Annotated in this window: 21 protein-coding genes; 11 read left to right on the top strand and 10 right to left on the bottom strand. The window is 37.9% G+C overall.

All coding sequences use genetic code 11. From position 1 onward, the window contains the following. Nucleotides 1-78: 78 nt before the first annotated feature. Nucleotides 79-846: a WecB/TagA/CpsF family glycosyltransferase gene (locus DSM106972_RS19015; protein ID WP_127082169.1), complete on the bottom strand. Its 768-nt coding sequence runs from the start codon at nt 844-846 to the stop codon at nt 79-81. A gap of 307 nt (nt 847-1,153) precedes the next feature. On the opposite strand from DSM106972_RS19015, the gene DSM106972_RS19020 reads away from it, so the two are divergent. The 3 genes from DSM106972_RS19020 (at nt 1,154) to DSM106972_RS19030 (ending at nt 4,334) form a co-directional block, all read left to right on the top strand. After that, nucleotides 1,154-1,873: a response regulator transcription factor gene (locus tag DSM106972_RS19020; RefSeq protein WP_127082170.1), complete on the top strand. Its 720-nt coding sequence runs from the start codon at nt 1,154-1,156 to the stop codon at nt 1,871-1,873. A gap of 366 nt (nt 1,874-2,239) precedes the next feature. Beyond that, a complete protein-coding gene (locus tag DSM106972_RS19025) occupies nt 2,240-3,907 on the top strand; it encodes a SpoIIE family protein phosphatase (RefSeq protein WP_127082171.1) in 1,668 nt (555 codons plus the stop codon). Nucleotides 3,908-3,911: 4 nt separating this feature from the next. Beyond that, nucleotides 3,912-4,334, top strand: a complete 423-nt coding sequence (locus DSM106972_RS19030; RefSeq protein ID WP_073623173.1) for an ATP-binding protein — start codon at nt 3,912-3,914, stop codon at nt 4,332-4,334. Nucleotides 4,335-4,534: 200 nt separating this feature from the next. Here the strand turns inward: DSM106972_RS19030 and DSM106972_RS19035 are convergent, their stop codons facing one another. Then, nucleotides 4,535-4,951, bottom strand: a complete 417-nt coding sequence (locus DSM106972_RS19035) for a nuclear transport factor 2 family protein (RefSeq protein ID WP_127082172.1) — start codon at nt 4,949-4,951, stop codon at nt 4,535-4,537. Between the two features lie 178 nt (nt 4,952-5,129). On the opposite strand from DSM106972_RS19035, the gene queG reads away from it, so the two are divergent. Both queG and DSM106972_RS19045 read left to right on the top strand, forming a co-directional pair. After that, entirely contained in the window at nt 5,130-6,095 is a 966-nt protein-coding gene (queG, locus tag DSM106972_RS19040; protein WP_127082173.1) for a tRNA epoxyqueuosine(34) reductase QueG, read from the top strand. After that, nucleotides 6,092-6,733 (top strand): HAD-IA family hydrolase, encoded by a 642-nt coding sequence (locus tag DSM106972_RS19045; protein WP_127082174.1) that lies wholly within the window; start codon nt 6,092-6,094, stop codon nt 6,731-6,733. Before queG ends, DSM106972_RS19045 begins: the two co-directional genes overlap by 4 nt. Before the next feature lie 83 nt (nt 6,734-6,816). Here the strand turns inward: DSM106972_RS19045 and DSM106972_RS19050 are convergent, their stop codons facing one another. After that, nucleotides 6,817-7,182 (bottom strand): hypothetical protein, encoded by a 366-nt coding sequence (locus DSM106972_RS19050; protein ID WP_127082175.1) that lies wholly within the window; start codon nt 7,180-7,182, stop codon nt 6,817-6,819. Between the two features lie 273 nt (nt 7,183-7,455). Here DSM106972_RS19050 and DSM106972_RS19055 point away from each other — a divergent pair, with 273 nt between their 5' ends. Next, complete coding sequence (locus tag DSM106972_RS19055) at nt 7,456-7,986, top strand: orange carotenoid protein N-terminal domain-containing protein (protein ID WP_127082176.1); 531 nt, start codon at nt 7,456-7,458, stop codon at nt 7,984-7,986. A gap of 116 nt (nt 7,987-8,102) precedes the next feature. Here the strand turns inward: DSM106972_RS19055 and DSM106972_RS19060 are convergent, their stop codons facing one another. From DSM106972_RS19060 to DSM106972_RS19070, 4 genes are all read right to left on the bottom strand, one after another. After that, nucleotides 8,103-8,909, bottom strand: a complete 807-nt coding sequence (locus DSM106972_RS19060; protein WP_272954065.1) for an ABC transporter ATP-binding protein — start codon at nt 8,907-8,909, stop codon at nt 8,103-8,105. 267 nt (nt 8,910-9,176) lie between these two features. Further along, entirely contained in the window at nt 9,177-10,394 is a 1,218-nt protein-coding gene (locus DSM106972_RS19065; protein ID WP_127082177.1) for an ABC transporter permease, read from the bottom strand. After that, nucleotides 10,342-10,509 (bottom strand): hypothetical protein, encoded by a 168-nt coding sequence (locus DSM106972_RS52195; protein ID WP_170213583.1) that lies wholly within the window; start codon nt 10,507-10,509, stop codon nt 10,342-10,344. The genes DSM106972_RS19065 and DSM106972_RS52195 overlap by 53 nt, the downstream gene beginning before the upstream one ends. Nucleotides 10,510-10,614: 105 nt before the next feature. After that, nucleotides 10,615-12,087: an efflux RND transporter periplasmic adaptor subunit gene (locus tag DSM106972_RS19070; RefSeq protein WP_127082178.1), complete on the bottom strand. Its 1,473-nt coding sequence runs from the start codon at nt 12,085-12,087 to the stop codon at nt 10,615-10,617. A 329-nt stretch (nt 12,088-12,416) separates the two neighbouring features. Between DSM106972_RS19070 and DSM106972_RS19075 the strand changes: the two genes are divergently transcribed. The 5 genes from DSM106972_RS19075 to DSM106972_RS19095 all read left to right on the top strand — a co-directional run bounded on the left by DSM106972_RS19075 (nt 12,417) and on the right by DSM106972_RS19095 (nt 18,034). Further along, nucleotides 12,417-13,586 carry a n-acyl-d-glucosamine 2-epimerase gene (locus tag DSM106972_RS19075; RefSeq protein WP_127082179.1) on the top strand — a complete coding sequence of 390 codons (1,170 nt, stop codon included), beginning with the start codon at nt 12,417-12,419 and terminating at the stop codon, nt 13,584-13,586. Nucleotides 13,587-13,701: 115 nt separating this feature from the next. After that, complete coding sequence (locus DSM106972_RS19080; protein WP_127082180.1) at nt 13,702-15,822, top strand: hypothetical protein; 2,121 nt, start codon at nt 13,702-13,704, stop codon at nt 15,820-15,822. Nucleotides 15,823-15,988: 166 nt separating this feature from the next. Continuing rightward, a complete protein-coding gene (locus DSM106972_RS19085; protein ID WP_127082181.1) occupies nt 15,989-16,324 on the top strand; it encodes a PDDEXK family nuclease in 336 nt (111 codons plus the stop codon). Between the two features lie 82 nt (nt 16,325-16,406). Next, nucleotides 16,407-17,501: a phosphotransferase enzyme family protein gene (locus DSM106972_RS19090; RefSeq protein WP_233787709.1), complete on the top strand. Its 1,095-nt coding sequence runs from the start codon at nt 16,407-16,409 to the stop codon at nt 17,499-17,501. Then, on the top strand, nt 17,498-18,034 hold the full coding sequence (locus DSM106972_RS19095; protein ID WP_127082183.1) for a DOMON-like domain-containing protein: 537 nt from the start codon (nt 17,498-17,500) through the stop codon (nt 18,032-18,034). The genes DSM106972_RS19090 and DSM106972_RS19095 overlap by 4 nt, the downstream gene beginning before the upstream one ends. A gap of 67 nt (nt 18,035-18,101) precedes the next feature. Here the strand turns inward: DSM106972_RS19095 and DSM106972_RS19100 are convergent, their stop codons facing one another. The 3 genes from DSM106972_RS19100 to DSM106972_RS19110 form a co-directional block, all read right to left on the bottom strand. Further along, nucleotides 18,102-18,506 carry a DUF7878 domain-containing protein gene (locus DSM106972_RS19100; protein ID WP_127082184.1) on the bottom strand — a complete coding sequence of 135 codons (405 nt, stop codon included), beginning with the start codon at nt 18,504-18,506 and terminating at the stop codon, nt 18,102-18,104. Between the two features lie 102 nt (nt 18,507-18,608). After that, entirely contained in the window at nt 18,609-19,586 is a 978-nt protein-coding gene (locus tag DSM106972_RS19105) for a Bpu10I family restriction endonuclease (protein ID WP_127082185.1), read from the bottom strand. Continuing rightward, nucleotides 19,559-20,794, bottom strand: a complete 1,236-nt coding sequence (locus DSM106972_RS19110) for a DNA cytosine methyltransferase (protein ID WP_127082186.1) — start codon at nt 20,792-20,794, stop codon at nt 19,559-19,561. The genes DSM106972_RS19105 and DSM106972_RS19110 overlap by 28 nt, the downstream gene beginning before the upstream one ends. Nucleotides 20,795-20,829 lie beyond the last annotated feature (35 nt).

Here is a 20,829-nt window from a genome sequence, read left to right on the forward strand (position 1 = left end):
TGGAATGGGCATCCTTGCCCGTTCTTAGTATAGGGGCGGGCAGGGATGCCCGCTCCACAAGATAATTTTTTATTTTAATTACTGACTGATTGCACATCTATCGGTAATATAATATACAATAGATTTCAGTGCAAATTCAGGTAAAGATAACATTCTCTTCCAGCGCCAAGGTTCTTTATATAAACGATATAGCCATTCTAAGTTATTTTTTCCTAACCAATTGGGAGCGCGTGTTTTGATGCCCGACCAAATATCAAAACTACCACCAACACCGATCCAAATGGCCTGTGGACATAAATGGCGATTTTGAGCAATCCACATTTCTTGGCGAGGGACTCCCAAACCAACTAAAATTAGCTGTGGCTGAATTTGAGCCAAAGTTTGCTTTAATTGTTCTTCTTCAAGTTCTGAGTGATATCCAGAATGGCTACCTGCAATTGATAATCCTGGTGACAGTGACTGCCAATAGTCGGCAGCTTTTTGAGCGACTCCAGGACTTCCACCGTAGAAAAATACTTTGGGTGGATTTAATTTTGAGCTTGATTGTCCCAAATTTTGTAGTAATGCTTCTGCAAGCTCAATGCCTGGAACACGGTTTACATTTTGCTTCTTCAGCAGTTGGAGATATAGAACTACCCCGGCGCCATCGGGAATTACAAGCTCTGCATTTTGAATAATTTTAGACAAAGCTTGGTTACGTTCCGCTTGCATCGTCATTTCCGCATTTAGGGTGACAACATGCGCTCCCTGACTTTGTTCTAAGCGTTCTTGTAACCAGTTAGGGTAGTTAGCGATTACGTGGACGGGTAGTCCCAAAACTGAAAACGATTTAGGCAAATTAGACATAGCCTGCAAATTCTGGTTCCTCACACCATACTAATTACGAACGCTAGTTTATCAAATTTGTTCCAAAGGTGATTGGTCTGAATAGTTACAAACAAAGGGTAGAATATAATTTTTTGATGTTGAATATACTTTGGAGTGTCTCGTTAAACTAAATTCCAGTTAGTACCTTTATACTTCTTGTAAATCAGGGAGAAACCGGGTTTCTAGGTTTCTCTTAGTTTTGTAAAGATGTATGACTACTACATTTTGTAAAACTTTTTAGTAAACTCAACTTTACAGCCAACTGCGAAACGGGCAAAAATCGACCATGAGTAAAATTCGTGTTGCTCTGATTGAAGACCATGACCTCACCCGTGTGAGTATCCGCACTGCATTGCAACAAAAAGGAGAAATTGAAGTTGTTGGAGAGGCGCCGAATGCAGCAGAAGGGCTAAAACTGCTTTCTTTGGTGCATCCGGATGTAGCAATTGTGGATATTGGATTACCTGACAAAGATGGTATCGAGTTAACGCGCGAGATTAAATCAGAAGCAGGTAACGATGAAACAAGAACTCGAGTATTAATTTTAACGCTGCGCGATAGTAAGGAGGCAGTTTTAGCGGCGTTTGCAGCAGGGGCAGATTCATACTGCATGAAGGATGTTAAGTACGATAATTTGCTTGAAGCGGTTCGCGTCACTTATAACGGTAACGCTTGGATTGACCCAGCGATTGCCCGAATTGTCCTACAACAGGCAAAAACTAATCCTACCAAAATAGATGCCACAACCAGCGAGGCGAACGCGGCATCGGAGCCGTCGGGTGGGCAAACCGATGAACAAATGATTGACCCTTATACTCTTACGGAACGAGAGTTAGAGGTATTGCAGTTAATTGTTGAAGGTTGTAGTAACGCTGTTATTGCCGAAAGGTTATATATCACCGTCGGTACCGTCAAAACCCATGTACGTAACATTTTAAATAAGCTATGTGCTGATGACCGTACTCAAGCTGCTGTGCGCGCGTTGCGTTCTGGTTTAGTTGGTTAGTAGAGGAAAATTATCAATTGATGCAGAGGCGCTCACGTAAGGCGCCTCTACATTTGTAAAGACTGTCATGGTATCAAGTATTTTGCTTATACTGGTATTATATATTATACTCTAGTTAAGTATAATTATTTACGTAACTTGTTAGATAATAAAAATACATTAGTGTGCGGATAATAAACCAAGACTGTTAAACTATTGGTTGGTGTGCAGTAATACATATGGAGTGTGATGGATATTTTTAAATACTAGTAAAATATCAGATTCAAACTGGGTATCCTCTATATAAGCATGTAATTTATTTTCGTTCATTGGGTGGAAGTACTCGTACTGAAACACTTTTAAACAGGCGCGAAACCAAAGTCAAATATGACTGAAACAGGGCTAGATAAACTGAAGCTGATGGTGGTAGACGATGAACCGGATAATCTAGAACTACTCTACCGTACTTTTCGGCGCGATTTTCAAGTTTTCAAAGCGAGCAACGCTATCAGTGCTATTGACATCTTAGATAAAGAAGGCGAAATGGCTGTAATTATCTCAGACCAACGAATGCCTGAGATGAACGGTACGGAATTTCTTAGCCTCACGGTTGAGCGTTTCCCCGACACAATTCGCATTTTGCTAACTGGGTTTACAGATGTCGAAGACTTAGTGGATGCTATCAACTCCGGTCAGGTGTTTAAGTATATTACCAAACCTTGGAAGCCTGACCGTCTCAAAGCAGTAGTCGAACAGGCAGCCGATACGTATCGTGTTGTTAAAAAGCGAACCCAAGAATTGAGTCGCGCTTTAAGACGTGAGTCACTATTTAATGCAGTGACAACGGCAGTTAGGGAGTCACTTGACTACCGTAGTATGCTGCAAAAAATTGTCGCGACACTTGGGCAGAGTTTTGACGCGACTTATTGCTTTGTACGACCAGTTGAAAACGACCATTTAACACAAGACGAGTTTTACTACCAAGACCCGAAAGCTTCTAAATTTAGCTATCCGGTTGATTCAGAAGCTTTAATCGAAAAAGTTCTGGAAACTCGTAATTATCAAGTTTCGCAGTCAGGTGACGATACTTACCCTTGTTACCAACTGGTTGTACCGTTGATTTATCAGCAACAATTCTTAGCTATCTTGACTTTATGCCAGTATAAACGCGATTATTCTTGGCTTGAACAGGACATACAGTTGATAACAGGAGTTGTTGAACAAGCAGCACTTGCGCTTTCGCAAGCCAAGCTTTATCAGCGTCTACAAGAGAAACAAGAGCAAATCCGTCTAGAACTAGGAGTCGCACGTCAAATTCAAAATAATTTGTTGCGTCAAAGACTACCAGAAATCGATAGCGCTCGAATACAGGCTTCTTGTTTACCTGCACGTGAGGTTGGAGGCGATTTTTTTGAGGTGTTTGTTCACCCAAAAGGTGACTTATGGTTAGCTGTTGGCGATGTATCTGGAAAAGGTGTTCCAGCAGCTTTGTTTATGGCAAGCGCAATATCAGTGCTACGTCGTGAACTATCCCAAGAAACACCTGAATTGCCAAACGTAGTCATGCAAAACCTAAATCATGCCTTGTGCGATGATTTAATCGGCAATAATTGCTTCATAACTATGGTTTTGGCGCGCTATATAAGTGCGACTGGGGAGTTAGTTTATGCTAATGCTGGACACATCTATCCTTTACTTTGGTCGAGCAAAGATACGAGTATTCAACAACCAACTTATTTAACAACACGTGGGGTTCCTTTAGGTATATTGCCCAAGTGGCAAGCTCAATATGGTCAGTTAGTTCTCTCCTCTGGAGATATACTACTCCTTGCTAGCGACGGAATTACCGAAGCAATGGTAACAAATCATCCTGATGCTGAGGTATCCAAGCTTGGTGCTGGTATTAACCGCTCTATGTTAAAACAGGAAGGTTTGTGGAAGCTACTAAAAAATCAACCGCAACCCTTATGTCTAGATAGTTTGCTAGCTCGCATCCAGGAAGATACTGATTCTCAAGAAGACGACCAAACCATACTTGCTTTGGAGGTTTTATAGAATGATGAAAACTGAGCTTCATGTACCGAGTGACTTGAAGTTTTTGACGATTGTAGAAGATTGGCTACTAGGATGTCTTAAGGTCGAGTTAGGACAATCGGTTGATTGGTCTAAGCAGTCTAATCGGTTACGGTTAGTATTAGTTGAAGCTTACTCAAATGCTGTGCGTCATGCTCACAAAGACCTGCCTAACGCTCCTATATTGATTCGTCTAGAACTTCAAGACCGAGATATTGCTCTAGAAGTTTGGGACAGTGGTGATGGTTTTGATATGTCAGACTACTTTGCCCCTAGTCCCACTGATAAACAAGAAGGTGGTTACGGATGGCTAATTATGAATCGCTTAATGGACAAAGTTGAGTATCAATTACAAGTTAATGGTGGTAACTGCCTCAAACTTGAAGCAAAGTTGCCTGAAATTGCTTAAACAGCTTTACCAATATTTATTTCTGGTTCATAAATAAAATAGTTGAATCATTTATTAGCTCACAATTAAAAGGCTCTATTATCTCCAGTAATCTTAATACCACACTATACACGTGCTATTAAATTGTGACTGTTTAGAAGGCGCCACAAAGTAGCACAGGCATCCCTGCCTGTGCATATTTTGGTTCTATAATATACATACTACCTGCGTAAATTCAACAGTTCTTGCGGCGAAGCTAAAAGTTTGACTCTCGTGTAAACAATTTCCTTGCTTTCATTGAGAATAAATATCCAACTCACGTTAACACCGCACCAAGAAGTTTCTGCTTTCCCAGACACTTGCACCTGGTATTGCCCATCTTCTAAAACTTCTATAATTCCTTGATTAGGGTAAGCTTTTATACCTTTAGCTTCTTGATTGAGGTAACTGATTATGGCATCGCGTCCAGAAATATCTGATTCAAATGGTGGACGCATAACACCGTCAGGTGCAAATAAATCAGCCGTTGCTTCAAAATATCCAGCGTTAAGTGTTTCAAAATAACTTAAAACTGTTGGTTCCTCAATTCCTTCAATTTTTGTTGAATTTGCAACAGAAGTAAATTCAGCGGCTGTCATAAGATTACCTATATATCATGCGTGCTAAACTTAATTTGCATCACCTGAACTGAAAATTAAAGTTATTTAAGAAGGATTTATTAAAACCATTACAAATACTTCTAACGGTGGTTGTAAATGATAAAGTATTAGAAAGTACATTTTATTAGAGTGTTGGCGCAGTAGGTAGATGAGATAAATGAGTGGATTGCAAAAAATCAGTAGCGATGAAGTCAAGCGTAAAGCCTTAGAACTTGGAGTTCATAAGGTTGGAATTACTGTGGCAAGTGCGAATTCGTTCTCTGAAGTAAATAATTTGAGTAAGTGGCTCGAATTGGGCTATCAAGCCGATATGATGTGGATGTCAAACAAAGCGCGCCAAGATATAAAGCTAGTGATGCCTGACGTAAAATCTTTAGTATGCGTAGCATTAAATTATTACACACCGCATCAACATCAAGAAGTTACAGGGACAGGGGACAGATGTGGTAAAATCTCTCGATACGCATGGGGAAGGGATTATCACAAAGTCATGCACAAAAAACTCAAAGCCTTAAGCAGTTGGTTAGAATCATTACATCCGGATATCAAAACGCGATATTATGCCGATACAGGGCCAATTCAAGATAAAGTGTGGTCAGAAAAAGCGGGTATTGGTTGGATAGCAAAAAATGGTAATGTAATTTCACGTTCTCATGGTTCATGGATATTTTTGGGAGAAGTGCTAACAAACTTGGAGCTAACACCCGATACACCACATACTAAGCATTGTGGAACTTGTACTCGCTGTATAGATGCTTGTCCTACAGGCGCCATTATTGCGGATGGTGTAGTTGATGCAAATCGTTGTATTGCTTATCATACAATTGAAAATCGTAGCGAAGAACTACCAGAAACGATTAAATCAAAAATGCAAGGTTGGGTAGCAGGATGTGATATTTGTCAAGATGTTTGTCCTTGGAACCAACGCTTTGCAAATGTAACCGATGTCGTCGAATTTCAACCATATCCTGAAAATGTGGCGCCGTCTTTAACAGAGTTAGCAGAAATATCAGACGAAAAATGGGATAAACGTTTTACAGCATCGGCTTTAAGACGAATAAAGCCGTCTATGTTACGACGGAATGCCCGCGCTAATATAGAAGCATTCCAGGCAAAATTATGACGACCAAAGTAATTATTTTTGATTTCGATGGTACTATCGCCGATACAGTAGATGCGCTTGTTAGCGTTGCAAATCGTTTAGCCGCTGATTTTGGCTATATTCAAATTACATCAGAAGAATTATCTATATTAAGAAATTTAACATCTAGGGAAATAATAAAGTATTCTGGTATATCAATTTTTAAAATTCCGTTTTTAGTTAAAAAAGTAAAATCAGAGTTAAAGAATAAAATTCCTGAACTTAAACCAATTACTGGGATGCAGGAAGCTTTAGTAGAATTAAGAAATCAAAGACATAGACTAGGAATTATTACCTCTAATTCGCAAGATAATGTAGCAGAGTTTCTGAGAATAAATAATTTAGATAATCTATTTGAATTTGTTTATTCGGGAGTGACAATATTTGGTAAAACTACAATAATTAATAATGTATTGCGTCAAAAACAAATTAAAACACAAGAAGTAATTTATGTAGGGGATGAAACGCGGGATATTGAAGCGTCAAAGAAAGCCAATATTAAAGTTGTTGCTGTAACATGGGGATTTAATTCGCCAGAAGCGTTAGCGAAACAGAAACCTAACTTTTTAATTAATCATCCTAGTGAGTTAATACATGTTGTGAATGGAGACTCGTTGTAAGCATTGTTGTAAGCACTTCAGTGCTTGATTTAAGAAAAGCACTTAAGTGCTTACAACAATGCTTACAACGAGCTTATACAAAATTATTGACCAGGTTGACCTAATTCTAAAGCTTTCTTTACGAGGTCATCATCAACGTTACCAACAGCTTCTGTACCCGAAATTTCACTTGCCATGCTCATATAATCACTAGGATTACCAGTTACACCCGGCTCAACTCTCATATCTTCAGGTTCAGGCATTTCATATTGAGGTGCAACTGCAGCTTCAGCAGCTTTTTGACCTTCTTCAGTATTATCAATTGGGCTGACGCTCATTTGCTTTGCTAGTTCATAGTCAGCATCAAAATCAACTTTAGGCGCCTTTTCTACACCATCGGCAACATTGTCTGCAAGTAACTGTGCATCGTGAGACACTTCACTGGGATTAATTTTTACTTCGTCAGCCATTATTTTGCTCCCTCGTAATTTACGCATTTCATTCTATGATGTCATCTTACCAACATTGATAAATCACGTCTTGATACCGTTTGATAGATTCTTACCTCTATAAAAAGATAGATAAATCAAGGTTTTAACTTTACCTCTACACAAAGACAGATAAATTCAACACAATATTTTCTAACTAATCTTACTAACAGTAGTAGTTTTTGATGCCCTTAATTTGTTACTCCTGATTTAAGGAGCAATCATTCAATTATCAAAATATAAGGGAACTTAAAGATGGTTAGCAGTTTTAATAATCAAATTCCTCAAGCCTTGACAGAAGAATCACAAGAAGTGGTAAAAGACTTTGATAAGTTAGATACTGACGCAAAACTTGCTTGGTTTTATCTTGTTTACACAGAAATGGGTGAATCTATCACTCGTGCAGCACCCAATGCCGCAGAACCAGAACTGGCGCCAACGCTAGTGCAAGACTATTTAAAATTGTCTGACGACGAACAATTGCAAATTATGCGCGATATCGTTGACAAAGAAAATACAGAATACTCGCGTACATACGGCGCCTTAAAAGATAACAATCAATTACTAGTTTGGTATATTTGGGCAGAAGAAATGGGTAAAAGCGTAGTGGGAATGCCTAATGACTACACACCAAGCGACAACGTAAAAAGCTTATTATCTAAAATCCAAAACCTAGAATTTGAAGGACAAATGTCCGTATTCCGCACAATTGTAAACCAAATGGGTTACAGCAACGTTAAACCAATAGAAACACAAGCCCAAACAGGCAAAACATCAAGCCTTTAATTAAAGTTAGGAGGCGCGGAATACAAATTGTCATTCTGAGCGCAGCGAAGAATCTTTATATTTCGAGATTTAAGAGATGCTTCACTACGTTCAGCATGATACTTATAACTTATAACTTATTGCATAGCTGCAACTTGCTTTAAATCAGCTGGTGTTAAATTTGAATGAACAACTTCGCCATCGCGGAACCAAACGATACGTCTCGTTTGACGTGCAACTTCTGGCTCGTGCGTCACCATTACAACTGTAATTCCAGTATTATTAAGTTCTGTAAAGATATCAAGTACTTCTTGAGTAGTACGCGAGTCTAAGGCGCCTGTAGGTTCATCGGCAAGGAGTAAAACTGGACGATTAACAATAGCACGTGCAATAGCTACCCGTTGTTGTTGTCCTCCAGACAGTTGGTTGGGTTTATTTAGTAAACGTTTTTCTAATCCAACTTTAATTAATGCTTCGGTTGCTCTGTCTTTACGTTCAGAGTTAGGAATACCCGCATATACCATTGGCAGCATTACATTTTCTAAAGCGCTTAGTTGCTGTAATAAGTGAAACTGTTGGAAGACGAAGCCTAGTTTTTTGTTACGAATGTGTGCAAGTTCGCTATCGGGCATTTGAGCAACATCGAGACTATCTAAGTAGTAATGTCCAGAGCTAGGACGGTCTAGACAACCGATAATGTTCATTGCTGTAGATTTTCCTGAACCTGATGGTCCCATAATTGAACAATATTCACCTTCTTCTATTGTGAGATTGACATCACTGAGGGCGCGGACTTCTGTTTCACCAATACCGTATACTTTAAATATGTTTTCTAGACGAATAATCGTTTTTTTATAGTTGAAAGTGCTGAGTTCTGAGTGCTGAGTAGAGTTAATAATCGATTGTTGATTTATTATATTATCAATTGGTTGTTCTTCCTTCATATTTTTCTCCTGTTATAAATATAATTTTGACCTGAACTCCTGTACAGGCGGGTTAACCTATATCCTAGTTAATAATTAAAAATTTAGTAAGCCCGCCCCTAACTCCTGTACAGGCGGGTTAACCTATATCCTAGTTAATAATTAAAAATTTAGTAAACCCGCCCCTAACTCCTGTACAGGCGGGTTAACCTATATCCTAATTAATAATTAAAAATTTAGTAAACCCGCCCCTAACTCCTAACTCCTTACTTAGCACTTTTAACTATCTTAGGCGCTTCTTAATGCGACAATTGGGTCAAGTTTAGCTGCGCGACGTGCTGGGAATACACCGAAGAATAAACCAATGGCGCCAGAAATACCTACAGCAGAACCAATAGCAACTGGAGAAATAGCTGCTTCTAGGGGAGTTAAGGCACCTACTAATACAATTCCAGAAACACCAACAGCAGTACCTATTAAACCACCTGCGGCAGAGACGATTACGGCTTCAATCATAAATTGCAACAAAATATCTTGTTCGGTGGCGCCAATAGCTTTACGTAAACCAATTTCGTGTGTACGTTCGGTAACGGAAACGAGCATAATGTTCATAATACCGATACCGCCGACAAATAAGGAAATTGCGGCAATTGCAGCCAGCATAATAGTTAAGGCGCCTGAAATTTGTCCAACGGTTTGGAGTGCGTCTTTTTGAGTACGAATAGTAAAGTCGTCTTCGTTAGTAATTTTGTGACGTAAACGCAGTAAGTTCGTAATTTGGAATACTGCTGCATCTACGCTTTGACCATCACGAGCCGAAGCAACGATATAATCTAAAGCAATGCCATATGGAGAGTTGCGACCAATTAAGCGATTTGCAGAAGTTGTTAATGGTACTATTGCTGCACTATCATAGTCGGCGCCGACACTAGAACCTTTTTCTGTAAGTACACCAATAACTTCAAACCGAGAATCTTTGACACGTACTGATTGACCAATAGGGTTAGTTGAACCAAATAACTTGGTAGCAAATTTACCTCCAAGCACAATAACTTGGTTGTTACGTTTCATGTCAATATCAGTAAAAAAGCGACCCTTGGATGTAGTAAAATCACGCACCTGCAAGAAACTAGGCGTACTACCAATGATATTAACATCGCTGTTACGATTACCAAAAGTTACTCTTTGCCTACGGTTTAATTCAGGCGCCACTCCTACTACAGTTGGAACTTGAGAAGCAATCGCATCAGCATCTGCTAAAACTAAATTTCTAGGGACATCAAATGATATTCGCTGCGTTTCCTCGTTTCCTGGAATTACAAATAATACATTTGGTCCAAGTGATTCTAATTGCTTGGCGACGTATTTTTGACCACCTTCTCCAATCCCAATCATCGCAATTACTGAAGCATTGCCAATTACAATACCAAGCATTGTCAAGGCACTACGTAACTTATTTGAGAGCAGGGTTTTCCCCGCCATTTTCATACTTTCGACAATATTCATAATAAATAAGTAGTAAAAAGTGCTGAGTTCTGAGTGCTGAGTTATAAGTGCTGAGTTCTGAGTGCTGAGTTATAAGTGCTGAGTGTTGAGTGCTGAGTTCTGAGTTCTGATTCATAAGTAATAGCTTCTAACTCCTAACTTCTAACTCCTAACTTCTAACTTCTAACTCCTAACTTCTAACTCCTAACTTTCTACTCAGCACTCAGCACTCAGCACTCAATTAATTATTTTGTTTTTCCATTTGTTTCTGCATTTGATATTCTTTAGGCGGGTTTAAGAAAATTTGCTCGCCTTGTTTGACTCCATCAAGAACTTGGGTTTGGTCTTTGATTTGTGAACCAACGGTAATGGCGCGAAATTGCGGTTGATTTTTAGCATCGGGCACCAAGACACCTGTATTTCCTTTCTCTGTGACAATAGCTACAGTCGGCACCATTAAAGCATTTGGTACATCGTCGCCTAAGAACGTCAAGTCAACGTTTAAGCCAGAGCGTAACTTATCTTCACCTGTATCGATTTGTACTCGTATTTGAAATAAAGTCACGCCTTCTTCTTTGACAGCTTCGGGTGCAATTAACCGAACACGTCCTTTAAATACTTGGTCTGGGTAAGCATCACTAGTAATTTCTACTTGCTGCCCAACTCTGATTCTACCAATATCGGCTTCGGGTACACTTGCTAAAACTTCCAAACCACGTACTAAAGCTACTACCGAACTTGATGTAGCTGAAGCACTTGCTGATGCGGAAGTTGTCGGCGCCACATAAGCACCAACGTTGGCATATTTTTGTGTGACAATACCAGAAAACGGCGCCCGGATAATTGAATCTTCTAAATTTACTAATTCTGATTGGAGTCTTGCTTGTGCTTCTGCAACCGCAGCAGTACGTTGAGCAATTTCTTCAGGACGTGAACCGCTTAGAGCTAATTGTAGTGCCGCGCGCGCTTCTGCAACTGTAGCAGTACGTTGGGCAATTTCTTCTGAACGGCTACCACTTTGCGATAACGATAAACGTTTTTGAGCTTCGCGTAAAGAAGCTTTAGCAGAATTATCATCGCTTATAGCTTGGTCTAATAACTGCTGTCTTTCGGCGCCTTGACCAACAAGATAACGATAACGCCGCACTTGTTCAGCAGTATAATTAGCTCGCGCCTGTGCTGCATCAACTTGTGCTTGAGCTTGGGCTATTTCTTGGGGACGGTTTCCCGCGCGCGATAAAGCTAACTGTGCTTCTTGTGAAGCTAACCTAGCTCGTGCTTGAGCTATTTCTTGGGGACGACTACCTGCACGTGCTTGGTCGAGTTGTGCTTTTGCTTGTGCAACATTTGCCCGTGCTTGTTGAATACGAGCTTGAATATCAGCACTATTCATTTTGGCAATAATTTGCCCTTGCTGTACCTTATCACCTTGTTCGACAAATAGCTGCCCAAGAATACCACCAGTTTTAGGGCTGACATTCACACTTTGAACTGGGGTAACTCTACCACTAGCAGTAATTCGTAAGGTGACATTTTTTGCCTCAACTGGAACCGTAAGTTGGGAAATATCTTCGTTTCGACCACGTTGAGTAATAAATGTATTAGTAGCGACAGTCCCAGCGACAAAAACACCAGCTGCCATCAAACCCAATACCCAACGGGACGGAGACTTTATCTTTGTACCAAAAACAGGAATTTTGATTTGCGTTGCCATAGAAACACGTATATATATTTAATTGATGGGTATGGTTAATGGAGAATATATTTTTAGCCGCTGGTATGGTATACAACCAATCGCCTATTAATTACCGTAATCTACTTTGTAAAGATTTACTTAATATGAGTTCATATTAACCGCTTGTACGCTAAGGCGCCTTCACCTAAGAGGGTGAATTACTTACTTACTCCTCTGTGAACTCTGCGTCTAATAAGGTAAAATTCAACACTTTGTTTCTCCAAACACTTGTACTTATTCCCCAACAAAGTAATAATTAACTATAATTTTCCGTCACCCAGTATCTCAAACACGACAGGTTAAAACTCATGGAGTACAACACTCAGGAATTAGCACAACTTTACAAAAACGCGCTCCTTAACGATGTACTCCCGTTTTGGAAAAAATATTCTATCGACTGGGAAAAAGGTGGTTATTTCACCTGTTTAGACACAAACGGTCAAGTTTACGACACCGACAAATTTATTTGGCTGCAAAACCGTCAAGTCTGGACGTTCTCAATGCTGTGTAACGAGATAGAAAAGCGTGAGGAGTGGCTGAAAATTGCGGAATGTGGCGCCAAATTTCTTGCACAACACGGACGTGACGAGGAAGGAAACTGGTATTTTGCCTTAAATCGCGAAGGTCAACCACTCGTACAACCTTACAATATATTCTCCGATTGCTTCGCGGCGATGGCGTTCAGTAAATATGCACTAGCTTCAGGTGAAGAGTGGGCGAAAGATATAGCAATGCAAGCTTATAATAATGTATTGCGTCGCAAAGACAATCCCAAAGGTAAATATACAAAAGCTTATCCTGGTACGCGCGTCATGAAATCGTTAGCAGTACCTATGATTTTAGCGAACCTGACTTTGGAGATGGAGTGGTTGTTACCGAGTGAGACCCTCGAACAAGTTCTGGAAGCAACTGCATGTGAAGTTATGGGTGACTTTCTCGACCAAGAACGAGGATTAATGTTTGAAAACGTCACTCCCGAAGGCGCCCATATAGATTGTTTCGATGGTAGAGTAATAAACCCAGGTCACGGCATCGAAGCGATGTGGTTTATTATGGATATCGCTCACCGTAAAAATGACACAAAAACAATCAACCAAGCTGTTGATGTCGTATTAAATATTCTCAACTTCGCATGGGATAGAGAATATGGTGGACTTTACTACTTCATGGATAGCAAAGGACACCCACCTCAACAACTCGAATGGGACCAAAAACTCTGGTGGGTACATCTAGAAACCTTAGTAGCACTGGCTATGGGTTATCGCTTAACAGGGCGCCAACTCTGCTGGGAATGGTATAAAAAACTGCACGAATATTCATGGTCACATTTTGCAGACCCTCAAAATGGCGAATGGTTTGGTTATTTAAACAGACGTGGAGAAGTATTACTCAAACTCAAAGGTGGCAAATGGAAAGGATGCTTCCATGTACCACGCGCAATGTACTTATGCTGGCGCCAGTTTGAAGCACTAACATAACACTTTAATAAATTGTGGCACAGGCATCCTTGCCTGTGTAATAAAAGTAATTATCTTTACCATAGAGACACAGAGGCACAGAGAAGAAAAAAAGAGAGGCGTAATATTACCGATTTTGGCGCCGTTACAAAGAGTTAAAGTCAGTAATATTTTCAGAAATTTTACTGTTTTAAATACCAAAATTATTAGCCATTATAAAATTGTATTTTATTACGGTGCATTCGATTATAAAGAATTTATGGTTAAGCTAGATTCTGTCTATGATAAATCTGTTTTTAAAAATATTAGTATTAAACTTACTGTTAATCACGATGTTCAGGAAGAAATTAATTATTTAAACGAAACTATTTCTTATCTACACGAAACTCATAATCATTTTAAGAATCAATATAATGTATTCCTCCTAAATAAAATTAACATTAATCCTCAAAATCTTTCAAACACTCCTTCATTGGACGTGATAAGAGGTAAAAGCGGCTCTCATAAATATGTTAATTTTCCAAAGGAATTAGAAGATGTAATTGTTGTTCCTATTATTACCAAAAAGCAGTTAGAAGAAGTAGATGTAAAATTTGGTGAGTCGATAAACTTTATATCCAATTATATTCAGAAAATAACTTTACTTAAACAAATTCATTATCGCCTTAAAAAATATATTAGACCAAAGAAAAAAATAGATTATCCTTATAAAAATTTTGACGGGTTAAAGAGTTATATATCAACAAAAAGTTTAATGATTAGACATAAAATAGTATTGAAAGCTAATCAAGAGAATGACTCATACATAGAACAAGTTCAAGCTGTAATTCAAGAGTTAACTGACATCAAAAGAAAAGTAACTAAACTACTGTCTTTAGATGAAAATTCTGAATACACTGAAGAAATTATTGCTAGGGCAAAACATTTAATAGACATTTTAGGTTTAAATACAATTTATCAAATTCATTTGAATGATAAGTTTGAAACAGTGATAAATATAAATAATAAAAATTATTCTATAAAAGACATTATCAACGAATGTCATAAGGTTGAAAAACAGCTTAATTATATTCTTAATCAAACAGAAAATCTTAATTGCGTGATTGAAAATTGCTTAAAAGATAAGAAATTTATTGCAACTTACAAAGAAAAATTTAATTTAAAGGAGAAAACCTCTCTTACTACATTGCGAAGTGAAATTAATGACAGTTTCAAAAAGATGGATTGTAAATTACGTTTAACAAGCCCCAATAACTTATACTTGAGTATGGAACATTTACAGAAACATGCTAATTTAAAATACTTGCAAGCAACAGGTGAAAAAATAGAAATATTTTTAAGTTATAACCAGGAGAATAAAAGTTTCGATACGAATAAGATTATAAGCTTAATGCAAATATTTGGGTTGTCAATACAAGGATTTGGATTAAATGGCTTTGGTGAGTATGTATTGTACTCTAATTATGACAAATCTATGTTTAGAACTTTAGAAGATGTAATCAAAGAATTGTCAAGATTCAAAGCTAAAATTGAAATGTATATATCAAAAATAAATTTTTTACTAAAAATTGGTAAACAGTGTCTTGAATACCCACAATTTTTTGCAGCATTGCAACAATCTTACTTGACAAACGCCAAAAATATTGAATCTTACCTCAATAAATATAAAGCCAAACTTGATAAATGTGAAGTAGATTCAGAGACAAACATTACAGAAGTAGAAGAAAAAGCTTTAAGTTCTAAATATATATATTCGGAATTAATAGAATTGGAAAAACATGTAAAATACGTTTTCGATTTAGTTTATAAAGGTTTTTTCAAAGAAGTTACCATTGCAATAAATGAGAGTAACCCAAACAAGAATATTTCTGAGATTATCCAAAGCGTGGATAGTATAGGGTTGGAATTTGTGAATCGTAAAAAAATTGAGTTAGTTTTTCTTTATGGTGACACAAAAGCTACTTATTTAAATCTTCGAGATAGATGTAAAAACTTAAATTATTTAGTTTATCAGTTAAATATCAAAGCAGAAAAACTTGCAAAATATAATGAAAAACTGTTGCAGCAAGTTATTGAACAAAGTTCTGTACAACAAAATCAAACTAGTACAAATAAAGCTCTAAAATCTTCGTATATTCAGTGGTTTGCTATTTGTTTATTTATATGTGGGTTCTGGGCATTTATTCTTTACGAAAAGAACTCTGACGATAATGTAAACTCAGAAGTCACAACAACTTATCACTACTATCGAAAATAATAAGCAAACCATCAATAATCATATGTAGCTTATTCAAGCTTGTAATACATCACAGTCATATTATTGTGGAGATGAAACTTTGGACTTAACACCCCTATGACATAAACATATGTATTACTTATAGTATAGTAAGCAGTAACAGCACAAAATAAATATAAATAAGATAATGACTGTTGTAACACCTAAGCGATTTACGATTGACGAATACCATCGGCTGATTGAACTTGGCTTTTTTACAGAAGGCGATAAAATTGAGTTGATTCGTGGGGAATTGATACTTCGGATAGCAAAAGGAACGCCACATACTGTATGTGGTTCCATATTGTGCCGCCAACTTGATAGACTGTTAGGTGACAGAGCCGTCATCCGTGGACATCACCCTTATCAAAATGCTCAAGGTAAATATAGTTATCTATCTGCCCAGGTTTACTTACCTCATCAACATATATTAATTCCTGGGTTTGAACCTATTAGTTTAGACCTAAGCAGAGTGTTGTTGTAAAAGTAACCTTGCAACACTTTGATACAGACCAGTGTGCAGCAGTTGCGCTACTATATCTCTCATGATAGGGGAGTCGCGCGCAATGACAGATAATTTAATTAACATAGCTGACCAATTTACTCAAGTCGGACAAGTTAAAGACGTTCGACCATTTGGTAGTGGCAATATAAATGATACTTTTTTAGTAACGCTAAATTCTATGCAGCAAAAGAATTTTGTGTTACAGCGCATCAATACGCAAGTGTTTCGCCAGCCTCAATTTGTTATGCAAAACATGCGTATTTTTACAGAGCATGTCAGTCAACGACTACAAAATACGTCTTTAAATCGTCGTTGGGAAGTGCCAAATGTATTACTTACCAAGGACGGGCAAGACCATTATACAGATGATCAAGGTTTGTTTTGGCGCGCGATTAGTTTTATCGAAGCTTCTGAGTCTTTCAATGTTATGCACGACGCGGAACAAGCTAGGGAAATTGGTTATGCGTTAGGCATGTTCCATAATTTAATTAGCGACCTATCACCACAAAAACTTGCCGATACTCTTGAAGGGTTTCATATTACCCCACTTTATTTAAAGCATTACAACGAAGTTTTAGCTACTGTAACTCCTGCCTCGACTCCAGAAGTCAATTATTGCTTACAGTTTGTAGAAAAACATTATTCCCTGGCGCCTATACTAGAAAATGCCAAAGCACAAGGCAAGCTACCACTACGTTTAATGCATGGCGACCCAAAGATAAATAATGTCATGTTCGACACTAGTACTAAAAAAGCAGTCAGTGTCATCGACCTTGATACAGTAAAACCAGGATTAGTGCATTATGATATTGGTGACTGTTTACGGTCTGGTTGCAACCCTGTAGGTGAAGAAACCGAAAATTGGCAAAGCATTACTTTTGATAGCGATATTTGTAAAGAAATTCTCCAAGGATATTTAGCTGTAGCGAAGGAATTTCTTACCCCCAATGACTATATATATATGTACGATGCCATCCGCTTGATAGCATTCGAGTTGGGGTTAAGATTTTTTGCCGACTATTTAGCAGGCAATGTTTATTTCAAAGTCAAACATCCAGAACATAACTTAGCCCGCGCGCTTGTACAGTTTAAACTCACCGAAAGCATCGAAGCGCAAGAAGCAACAATTAATAAAATTATTCAGGATGTAAAATAATGGCAGAGACTTTTTCTTTACAGCTTTTTCCATCCACACAGGCGCCAGAAAATCTGAAAATTACAGGTAACATAGCTAGACATGAGAATTTACTCACCATTAGCTATAACCTTCTTGGCGATATCCAACAAGTTGATATTGTATCACCAGAAACACCCGCGCGTAAACACGAACTGTGGCAAGACACCTGTTTTGAGTTTTTTCTAGGCGCCAAAAATTCTTCTGGTTACTGGGAATTTAATCTTTCTCCTGCTGGACACTGGAACATTTACCGCTTTAATAACTACCGTCAAGGGATGCAAGAAGAAACTGCTTTTACAACACTTCCATTTAACGTAAAGCATAATTCAGACTCTTTATCCTTAGCACTCGATGTAAACTTAGGTAAAATTATCTCTGTAGAGCAACAAATTGAAGTAGCAATTACAACTGTCATCAAAAGAACAAACGGTGATGTAACTTACTGGGCATTGAGTCATAAAGGCGCCAAACCAGATTTTCACCTACGAGAGAGTTTTGTTGTGGAGTTATAAAATACGAGCAATTAAGTAATTATTGGTAAGTGTTGGGTTACGACGCATTGGAGATTGATAATTAAGTTTACAGATTTTTGTGCGTCTCCACCCAACCTACAAATCGATGCGATTCTACATTGATATTGGATATATCAATATTTAAATTTGTCGTAAGATGTGCTGCTAGATGAGTAATAAACGCCTTTGTAGATTGAATTAACTCTTCTAAAAATATGTGGCTACTATCATTAAAATTTTGCCATACTGAGAAAAGATGCCAAGTAGAATCTGTATTTACTTTAAACGCTAGAATTGGTTCATCTTCATAGTCCATCGATTCATAATAAAAATCAACTATTTCTCCAGATTCAATTTTATTTATCCACTTAATAAGTGTTATTGCTAGTTCAAGCAAAAGAATATACTCTTCATCAAAAAAAAACTTTTCTCCTAAAGTAATTTTCAAGTCTCCTTCAACATCAGCAAGCATTTTACAACCTCCAGTTTCAAAAAGAACTATTACATTAGTAAATGAAAAGTTTAATTTGGGAGAAATGCACTCCATATTATCTAATTTCCTTTTAGCATACATTTATTCATCAATCAGCCAGCCACGTTTTATTCCTTGCTCAATACCCCCACTCCAGTCAGTAGTTAAGTGTTTTCTAACTTTATAAAAAAGATGTTGAACTACAGCCACATTGACTGGGTTTTTTACGTAGTCTTCTTCATATCTATATTCACGGTCAGTATTTTTTTGTTGTCGTAATACATAAATTTGGTCAACTTTGTATTTTCGGAGGTTGACATCACTAGAGAGTTTTATCCACTCCATTACCACAATATATAAGCTATTTGGGTTTCTTGCTTTCAAATCTTCCGCTGCTCGTGATGACCCTTCGAGCATAGTTTTATCAAGATACGTCTTGCATTCAATTGCAACAACAGGAATATCAAAGATATGAGTTTCGGTATTGCCTGTAACTTTAACTTGTGAGTAATTTTCCGGTTCTTCTTTTACAAGCGTAAGCTTTTCACCTGGGTTTTCATCTTGTTCTGGTGGAGGCGCCGCTTCAAATGATACTTGTATTGTTGCTCCAATCACAAAATCATGGTCTTTCTTTTCAATGCGCGCATATGGTCGCTTTAACATCTCGGAGTATTTTGGCGGAACAAAGAAAATATCTTTAAAGGTATGCGATTTTCCAATTAGAGTATTTTCACCAAAATCTCTTACCAAATCCTTAAATAAGTAGTACAAAAACTCTTCCAATACGCTGGAATGAAGGTTTGACCTAGAGTCAAACTTTTCAGCATAGTGTTGCTGGTCAAGAAAATCTTTGTAAGTTGAAAGAAGTTCTACTCTTTGGGTAAGGATAGTATCATCGTTATCAGTTGGCGTTGAAGTTGGCCCAACTAACTTTATATTATCTGAGTGCCATCTATCATACTCTGCTCTAATTTCCTTAAGATACTTCTTGCTATCACTGTCTCTATACTTTGTACGGTGAGCTTCTTTTTGTTCTAAATTAGAACCATGAACTAATGGGTTCCTATCGCTTGTGGGCATAACTGTAATTTTTCTTTGAGGTGAGATGCAATACATTGAGCAAGGAGAGGTGGAACTGCGTTGCCTACCTGGTTATACTGGCAGAGAAATTTTTCATCTAGCCGTTCTTCTCTTTGTAGTAGCTTATGGGAAACGACTGTTTTTTTTCCCATAAATCTATAAGTATCGGGAAATGACTGTACGCGCGCTCCTTCACGGGCTGTTAAGTTACGATGCTGAAATGGGTGGATAAAATTCGCGTAAAATGAAGCGGCAATTGTATGTGATGGTTTATATGGATGTAGGCGCCGATTATTTTGGTCGTAGCTTATCCCTGATAGATCTCCATTACCACTACGGCGCCTAGCTCCATGTTCTTCTGGAACATTTGAACTAGACTCGCCCCATTTGATATGTTTAAAACGCTCAACTAATCGTTCTGAATGCTCCATCGCTACATGATTGTAAAGCGTTTTGCTATAATTTCTTATCCAGTGTTGATATTCATTTTGAGATTCTGCTGTAAAAGTTTGCTCTTCTACACCTTCACGTGCTTCAAGCAGTGGTAAATCAGATATTGCATCCCATAAAGTAGTCGCTGGTAATAAATTTACGGTGTCAAATACAGATAATTGAATAGTTTTTTTATTAACCAATTCTAATGAATGGGTTTTACGAGGAGGTTTTAATTCTTTCCCTGTTTTATTACCCACAATAAAAACACGCTCACGAATTTGTGGTACTCCGTACTCTGCTGCATTTAACAACCATACTTCTACAAAATATCCAAGTTTTGTAAATGTTTGTCTAATAATATCTATAACTTTTTCACCATCTGCACTTTTGCGTGTAAGTAAACCTTTCACGTTTTCCATCACAAACGCTTTAGGTTCAAGAAAGTTAATCCATTCAGCAAAGTTTTGGAATAAACTATTTCTAGGGTCTTTTGGGTCTTTTACTGCTGGGCCAGCAATACTAAAACCTTGACACGGTGGACCGCCAATAATAATATCAGGCTTAGAAGAGTAGATTTTTGTAACACTGCTTAGGGTATTAAAATTGCGTATATCTTCTTGAAGAACTATCATATTTGGATGATTATAGCGCAATGTATCACAAGCCCAAGCATCAACTTCCAGCGAAACCGGAACAGAAAACCCTGCCATCTTAAAGCCTAAACCGAAGCCACCCGCTCCAGCAAATAAGTCGATTGCTACAGGTTGTGCCATTAATACTTAAAATATAATGTGTGTGTAAATAATTA

Origin of the sequence: Dulcicalothrix desertica PCC 7102 (genome assembly GCF_003991905.1) — a bacterium.
Taxonomy (GTDB): Bacteria; Cyanobacteriota; Cyanobacteriia; order Cyanobacteriales; family Nostocaceae; genus Dulcicalothrix; species Dulcicalothrix desertica.